The organism is Xenorhabdus innexi, from assembly GCF_002632485.1.
GTDB classification, from domain to species: Bacteria; Pseudomonadota; Gammaproteobacteria; order Enterobacterales; family Enterobacteriaceae; genus Xenorhabdus; species Xenorhabdus innexi.
Window position 1 is genome coordinate 1 of the sequence record NZ_NIBU01000173.1, and the last position, 1,356, is coordinate 1,356.

Consider the following 1,356-nt stretch of genomic DNA (forward strand, 5'->3'; position numbering starts at 1 on the left):
TAGTACTACAGCCGTACGCCCCATTGTGGCATGATAACCCCTGACATTTTTTCCTGAACAATACGGGGAGGTGTTCAATGCACTTACCTATCAACACGTGGGAACAAGAACTGCTCTCACTTCATGCTCATCTGGCTCCGCTGTTTCATCATCCCGGCCCACAGCAACGCAGCCTCGCTTATCTTCGGGGATTACTCAGTCACGTTGAACGTAAAAATGGCTGGCAACTGGCGGAATGGATAGGCGAACGCACCCCTGATGGGGTTCAGCATTTACTGGAACGCGCCCGCTGGGATGTCGACGCCGCCCGCGATATTTTGCGCGACTATGTGACTGAACATTTGGGCGATGAATACGGGGTGCTCATTGTCGATGAAACCGGCTTTATCAAAAAAGGCACCCATTCTGCCGGGGTGCAACGTCAATACAGTGGTACCGCCGGACGCATCGAAAACAGCCAGATAGGCGTTTTTCTCTGTTATGCCGGTCAGGACGGCCATGCCTTTATTGACCGGGCATTATATCTACCCAAACACTGGACGGATGACCGGCCTCGCTGTGAAGCCGCCGGTATTCCTGACGCCATCCCCTTTGCCACCAAACCGCAGCTCGCCCGGCAGATGCTGGAACGGGCATTCGAGGCCGGTGTCCCCTGCCGCTGGGTAACGGCGGATGCCGTTTATGGTCAGGATCGTCGTCTGCGCGGCTGGCTGGAGTCCCGATCTCAACCGTTTGTACTGGCGATCCCTAAAAGTGAGCCGTTGTGGTGGCACGGACCCACCTCTGTCCGCGCGGACCACATTGTGGACAGCCTGACGCCTCAGCAATGGGAAACCCATTCGGCGGGGCGGGGCACGAAAGGCGAACGTCAGTATGACTGGGGGTTGGTGCCGCTCTGGCGTTTACAACTGAGTGAGCAAGAACGGGCCTATGGCCATTATTTACTGGTCCGGCGTAGCCGGGATGAAAAACAGGAACGGGCTTACTATGTGGTGTATGCCCCCCGAGAGCAGGCGGATTTGAAAACCCTGGCGCAAGTGGCCGGTCGTCGCTGGGAAATTGAATGTGGTTTTGAGGAAACGAAGGGAGAATGCGGCCTGGATCATTATGAAGTGCGGCAATGGCACAGTTGGCATCGGCACATTACCCTATCGCTTCTGGCCCATGCGGTGCTGGCGGTCTTACGAATACGGGAGAAAAAAAACGCCGGTGGGGCTGATCGCGCTCAGTGTGGCGGAACTGCGTAATTTGCTGTCAAAATTGATGGAAAAGGCCGGAGAGACTGTCGAACAGGTTTTACATTGGTCATGTTGGCGACGACGACATCAATACTCCGCCCAACAATGTCATTATCGG

General features: G+C 55.5%; 1 protein-coding gene. It reads left to right on the forward strand.

The features are described 5' to 3' along the window. Nucleotides 1-77: 77 nt before the first annotated feature. Nucleotides 78-1,247 carry an IS701 family transposase gene (locus tag Xinn_RS20825; protein ID WP_099137812.1) on the forward strand — a complete coding sequence of 390 codons (1,170 nt, stop codon included), beginning with the start codon at nt 78-80 and terminating at the stop codon, nt 1,245-1,247. The last annotated feature ends 109 nt before the right edge of the window (nt 1,248-1,356 follow it).

Excerpts from the sequence above, each read along its gene's own strand:
- Xinn_RS20825 (WP_099137812.1), top strand. The coding sequence starts at position 78 with ATGCACTTACCTATCAACACGTGGGAACAAGAACTGCTCTCACTTCAT.